The organism is Calditrichota bacterium (assembly GCA_014359355.1).
Taxonomy (GTDB): domain Bacteria; phylum Zhuqueibacterota; class Zhuqueibacteria; order JANLFK01; family Oleimicrobiaceae; genus Oleimicrobium.
The window spans coordinates 1-6,276 of sequence record JACIZP010000120.1; the positions used below are offsets into that span (position 1 = coordinate 1).

Below are 6,276 nucleotides of genomic sequence, written 5' to 3' on the forward strand. Positions count from 1 at the left end.
GACGTTATCGCTGGCGCCATGCAACAAGGCCGGACCACTCCCACCCAAGGCGGAAATGATAAAGTTGGTGCGACACTCCTCTGGCCCGTAGAAGAGCTGGCCGAACTGCCATCCCGGGTAGCGCTCGGCGAATTTGGCCAGTTGTGCAGCCAGCACCTCACGCTCCACGGGCCGCAACGACGTCCACACCATGATGCGCCGTTCGTTGCGAGAACAACCTGGCAACACCAGGCCCACAAGGAGGGCCAGGAGAATCCTGCGCATCGCCACGTGTGCCTTAGCTAACAGTTGCGTCTCCTCGCGCCTCGGCCGGGACATCTTTCCCCAAGTGACGGAACCAGGTGAAGTAGAGTCCGATCGACAGGGCTACGAGCAACGGCAGCCCATATTTGAACTGGTCCCAGCGATGCATGATGACCATCATCCACAGCAAGAAAAGAACAAGCTGCCACGGCACGGCCATGAAGGTCGCCACGATGTCGCGGCGGTGCTCCTCACGCAACTTCTCCTGCACCTGCGGGGAAAGCGCCTCCCTGACCGGTCCCCAGAACCCAAAGGGACGCGTGGTGCGGTAAAAGTTCCGCAGCACCTCCCTATCGGTGGGCTTGGTGGCTATGGTGCCCAAGATTGTCCCCACAAGGGAGCTCCCGCTGGCCAGGCTAAAGGCCACGTACTCAGGCACGTCCGGCAGCAACAGCTGCTGGAGAACGGCAGCTACCATGCCCGCCACCGTGCCGATGGCAAAACCATAGCCGTTCATCCGCCACCAGTACCAGCGCAAGAGGACCGGAATGAACAACCCGGCGCTGATGCTCATGGTGATCCATCCCCAGATCTGGTTGATGTTCTTGACCACCACGCTGAAGAGAAGGCCGATTACCACCACCGCTACCGATGCCAACCGCCCGTGCACCATCAGTCTGCGCTGGCTGGCCTGGGGGTTGAGGAACGCCTGGTAGATGTCTTTCACCCAGTAGGCGGCACCGGCGTTGACCGTAGAGTCGAAAGTAGACATCGCCGCGGCCATGAGGCCGGCCACCATCAATCCGCGCACACCCGTGTGGGTAAGGTCACGAATGACCACCGGAATCACCGTCTCTGGGTCGGTTATGAGATGGTGGTTTGCGCTGTAGGAGATGCCCAGCACCGCGATGGCTGCAATAAAGACCCAGCGAAACGAAAGGAGGAATATCCAGAACAGGCTCAACAATCCTGCCTCGCGGTCGCTGCGCGCTGCGAAGTAGCGCTGCACGATGAAGCCGCTGCCGCCACCGCACCCTTCGATGGTCACCTTGATGAGGTAGAAGAGAATGCTGATGCCAAACAGATTGTAGATGGAATAAGCTGAGTCCGCGGGGAAATCCACTTTCCAGCGGGGCAGCGCACTGGTCCAGGTGGCACGACTTGCCTCGATGGCCTGAAAGCCGCCATCCTTGAGTGGCACAGAAATGGAGAAGACCTCCGGCAACGACACGTGGAAGGAAAGGATTGCCGTGTAGGCGATGACCGCGAAGATCAGAATGCTCTGGAACAGGTCTGTCCAGACCACGCCGTAGAGCCCGCTGGCTACGGTGTAGACCATCGCCAGCACAATCATGAGCGCGGCAGCCCAAAACTCGGAGGACATGCCCAGAAACGGGGGAATGCCCAAAAAGGTACCGATGAATTTGCCCGACCCCACCGCAAAGTAGGTGAGCATGGCGATCGTCATGACAATGGTCGAAATAGCGGCCACTAGGCGAGCCACGTCGCCCTGGCGGCCCTCGCCGAAGCGGAAGCGCATCCACTCGGCCATGGTCATCACCTGCGCCCGTCTCTGCCATTTGCCGGTGAAAATCATCAGAAAGGCCATGAGCAGGGTGACCCCGCCGCGAATCTCGATGAAAAGGCCGCTCACGCCCAGAGCAAAGATCCAGGCGGTGTTGATCATGGTGCCGCTCACATCCAGACACGAGGCCATGCCTGAGGACCCCAAGAGCCACCACGGCAACCGCCTGTTCCCCAGAAAGTATGAGTCGATGCCCGCAGAGGCCCGCCGCTGCAGCATCAAACCCACGATCACCATTGCAATAAGGTAGAGGCCCACCACTGCATAGTCAATCAGAGCCATCCTGCCTCCTCAGTTTCCGTCCCTTTCCGTCCAGAGTCCTATTACCGCATGAGAACCACCTTGTGTGTCTGTGCGGTCCGGCCGACCTGCACGCGAACGATGTAAACGCCACTGGGAAGTTGCCAACCGCCATCATCGGACCCATCCCACAGCACAGCGCGCTGCCCGGTCGCTTGGGCGGCCACCCGCATCGTGCGCACCAACCTGCCACGCAGGTCAAAAACCTGCACGCTTGCCGCATCAACAGTCGGAGTCGTCCAGGTCAGCGTCATTGTCTGGTTAAAAGGGTTGGGATACACACGGACGGCCGGAGCTCCCGACCCGCTCATGGCATCCGCTGCGGCAACTCCGCTCCGCAGCGGGTTGAACTCAAAGACATCGCGGGAGGTGAAGGGCTTCTTGGTCTTCAGCACAAAGATGTCCCCGGGCACCGGCGGCACGGCACCGGGCATGCCGCTGAAGGTGATGGTCCAGGTCAGCACCGGGTTGCCTTCTTCGTCCCGCGCTACCAAGAAAAGCTCGTCCCCCGCGGAAATGGTAGCATTGGCGTCCTGGTCGTTGAAAACGACTTCTGCTGCAGCTCCCGAGCCCAATTCCTGCACCGTGAACCTCATCGGCAGTGGCTGCGCACCCCACAGCCCACTCGAAGTATCCACCACCTCTGACCTGAGGGTGATGGCATAGTCCGCCGGCCAGGGGACGGCAGCCAAAACTTCACTTCCCAGGTCCACCGTCGGCAAGTAGACGCGGTAGAAGAGCGTGCATCCGCCGATCACCCACCCGGTACTGTCCTCGTTCACCTCCGGCCGCGCAAAGTCGGCCACCACGAGGCGCATGCCGTCGAACAGGGGGCCTTCTGTCGCGCCGTCCAGCTCGGTCGCATCGGCCACTAACTGGGTGCCGCTGCCTGCATCCCAGACATCGTAGCGCGTGGGCTTTTCCCGAAAAGTGAGGCGGTAAGTGGCGTCCCTCACCTCCGCAGGTGAAGCGACGTGCACGACAACGCTGCCAGAACCATTGCCTGAGACATGCCTCACTACCGCCTGGCCGAGCGCGGTGCGCGGGTTATCCACCACAAAGCGCGACGAGGTGTCAGCCACGGTCACCATCCCATCGGAGCAGCGCAGGAGAAGGCGATACCGGGGGCTGTTCTCAAAGAGAGGCGTTTGCCATAAGTATGACCGCACTCCCTGCTGCCAGCCAAACAGCGGCTTCCAGTGCTCGCCGTCGTCCGATGAGTAGTCGGCGCTAAAGGCCAGCGAGTCGCCTTCGGCATCATCGGCAAACCAGGTCAAAAGCTGCGTCCCAGAGAGCACCTCGCCCTCTTGCGGGCGCAAAACCACCAAATCCGGCCTGCCATTCCCTGGATTGTCCACAGTAAACCTGCCCTGCGTCGATGCCACGCCGGCAAGCGAATCCGCAACGAGCAGGACTCGCAGTCGGTAGCGCGTGCCGTCGGCCACCTCGGCGGTGTTCCAGACGAAACTTGTATCCGGGGAAGTCAACGTGGCAAGGGGGAACCAATGCTGCCCTTCATCGCCGCTGAAGGAGAGGAAGGTGAAGGCCCGGGACAGCAAGAGGCCGGGTGACCAGATCACCGTTGTCGCTCCTGCCACACGGCTGCCGGGTTCGGGCAAAAGAAGACGAAGCGGCATGGTGCAGGTCGGGTTCTGGAACTTCTGCCAGTGGAGCGGCAAGGTGAGACGCACGTGCTCATCGGCGAACCACCAATTGTGCTCGGCATTCGCTGCGAGACGAATATCAGCAAAGGCGTTTTCCAGCCCACGGGAACTGAGCACGTCCACCATGTGCTGCGAACGGAGCAGATTGCCAGCCCGCTCGCTCCCGGCGCTGTGGATCAAGAATTGGCAGGTAGACAACAGAGCCACTCGGCCCGGGGTGGCATCGCGCACCAAGTTGCAGGGATTGTAGCTCAGCATCACGGGAACGTTGCGCGGCCTGCCAAAGGCCGGGTCAAAGAGCGATGAACCCAGCCAGGTGCCGTCGTCCAAAGGACCGGCAGCGCGCGGGTCGTCCAGGTCGAGCCACATCATGGTACCGTCGTAAGCCCCTGCCGAGCAGAAAAGCTCCGGGTGCTTGGTGATGAAGAGCATCGCCGTGTAGCCACCCAGGGAGAAGCCATCCACTCCACGCTGCGTGCGGCTCGGGAGCGTTCGGCAGTGGGCGTCGATGTACGGGATGACGTCATCGACCACAAAGTCCTCGAAACGCCCGCTGCCGATTCCGCTCTTGCCTCCAGCCGCTGCGACCTGCACGAAATTCACGCCCAATCCCGGCACGGTGTTGTCATCAGAGGAGAGGCCAGGCATCACCAGGATCATCTTCCCAATAAGCCCCTTGGCATAGAGCTCGTCGGCGACGTCCTGGATGTTCCGGCCCCGGCGACTGGCGTCCTCGTCGCGGTTCACCCACTCCCGCTCGTGCCCGCGAAATAAGTAGACCACCGGATAGTACTCCCCTTCGGCGCCGTAGCCAGGCGGCAGGTAAACGTTCACACTCTTGTTTATTCCCAGCGCCTGGCTGAAGAAGGTGACCCGTTCTACCCTGCCCTTTCCCTGCGCCCATGAAGCGGCATGTGCCAGGCAGATCGTCAGCAAGGCGATCGCCGGTGGCAAATGCAGAACACCGGCATGCGCAAACCCTTTCCGGTGCCAATGGGTCATCTGACCAAAACCACTTTTCGCACCTCTGTCCATTCTCGTGTCTGCAGCCGCACAAAATAGAGGCCACTGGGAACCTGCGTGCCGTCCTCGGCGCTACCGTCCCACACCGCCAGGTGCTCGCCTTCCGATTGGCCACCTTCGAGCAAGGTCTTCACCTTTCTGCCTCGCACATCGAACACGTGCAGTTGCACGGCGCAGGCACTGGCCAGCCGGTAGCGAATCACTGTGACCCCATTGAATGGATTGGGGTAGTTTTGCAGTAATCGCCAGTCGACAATCGCGCCCTCACGCTTCTGTCCTTCCACCGCTACCGTGAGCGGCGGCAGCTGCGCTCGCTGCTCTACGGTGCTGATGGTGAACACTCCCACGCCGTAGGCGGCCAGGTTCACGTGCAGCGTGTCCAACGACGCACCTACCATGGGCGAGGACTGGCCGGCGTAGAGGTCGTTCAGGAAATACCACTTTGCCGGGTCAAGGGGCTCGCTGAACTCTGCCCACAAGGTGGGCCGAACTGCCACGGCACAGGCGACAGGGCTGCCTGAAAAGTTCATGACCACGACGCCGTTCTGGTCCGGCCAGGGTCGCCCGAAGGCATACACATCCGCAGCAGTGGTCGACAGGCGCACCTGTACCGAGCGGTCCGCACCATCGATGCGAAAGTCGCCGTTGCTGTCCTCGAACTGCCTGCCAAAGGCGGGGAACTGGGCCCTGATGTGTGCCAATTTCTGGTAGTGTCTGGCCAGGACAGTCGCCGGAGGGTTCTGCCAATCGACCGTAGAGCGCACCCGGTCGTCTCGGCTGCCGGACATCCTATATCCCATGCCCACCTCCTGCCCCTGGTACAAGAGGGGGATGCCGGTGCTCAAGAACAGCGCTGTGGAGACCGGCACGGTCTTTTCGATGCTGTCGTACCGGTAGGCCACGCGGTCCTCATCTTGATTCTCCAAAAAGCGCAGGAAGAATGAGTTCGGGCCTGGTCGATACCCCGCGTTGTACAGCCGCGCGTCAAGCGTCGAGATGGCCGGGAAGCGATCGAGCGCCCCGCTGAGCATCCAGTCATAGCCCACATCCATGCCGCCGCCCTGATCGGCGTATTGCACCTCGGAGCCGCTGCCTGTGCCGTTGGTCTCTCCTAAGAGCATGATATCAGCCTTTGCTGCGCGCAGAGCCTGCCGAAGTGGCTCGTCGAAGGCAGCGCGCCCATAGCGACGGTGCGGCCCCCAGTACACATCAAGCCGGAATCCGTCGAGGTCGTAGGTGCGCAGCCAGTGGGTGTAGACGGCCAGCATGTACTGCCGCGCCTCCTCGTCAGCCCAATTCCAGTTCAGCAAGGCATCCGAAAAGCCGGAGTAGTACACGATGCCGTCCGCGGACACGCTTTGTCCCAAACCGTTGTCATCGTGAGGGATGATAGAGTGCTGATAGAAATCGTAGTACCTGCTAAAGCGCTTCTTGGCGCGCACGTCCAATGCCAATGGGTGC

The 6,276-nt window shown here is 61.3% G+C and carries 4 protein-coding genes; all 4 read right to left on the reverse strand.

Annotated features, from left to right (window positions below):
- Window positions 1-264 (reverse strand): hypothetical protein (locus tag H5U38_05030; protein MBC7186383.1); only part of this gene is annotated, 264 nt, incomplete at its 3' end.
- Between the two features lie 13 nt (window positions 265-277).
- Complete coding sequence (locus H5U38_05035; protein ID MBC7186384.1) at window positions 278-2,110, reverse strand: sodium:solute symporter; 1,833 nt, start codon at window positions 2,108-2,110, stop codon at window positions 278-280.
- Between the two features lie 41 nt (window positions 2,111-2,151).
- The gene (locus H5U38_05040; GenBank protein MBC7186385.1) at window positions 2,152-4,827 is read right to left on the reverse strand and encodes a T9SS type A sorting domain-containing protein; all 2,676 of its coding nucleotides are present in this window, start codon (window positions 4,825-4,827) and stop codon (window positions 2,152-2,154) included.
- Window positions 4,791-6,276: T9SS type A sorting domain-containing protein (locus tag H5U38_05045; protein ID MBC7186386.1), on the reverse strand; the 1,486-nt coding region annotated here is incomplete at its 5' end. The genes H5U38_05045 and H5U38_05040, both read right to left, overlap by 37 nt.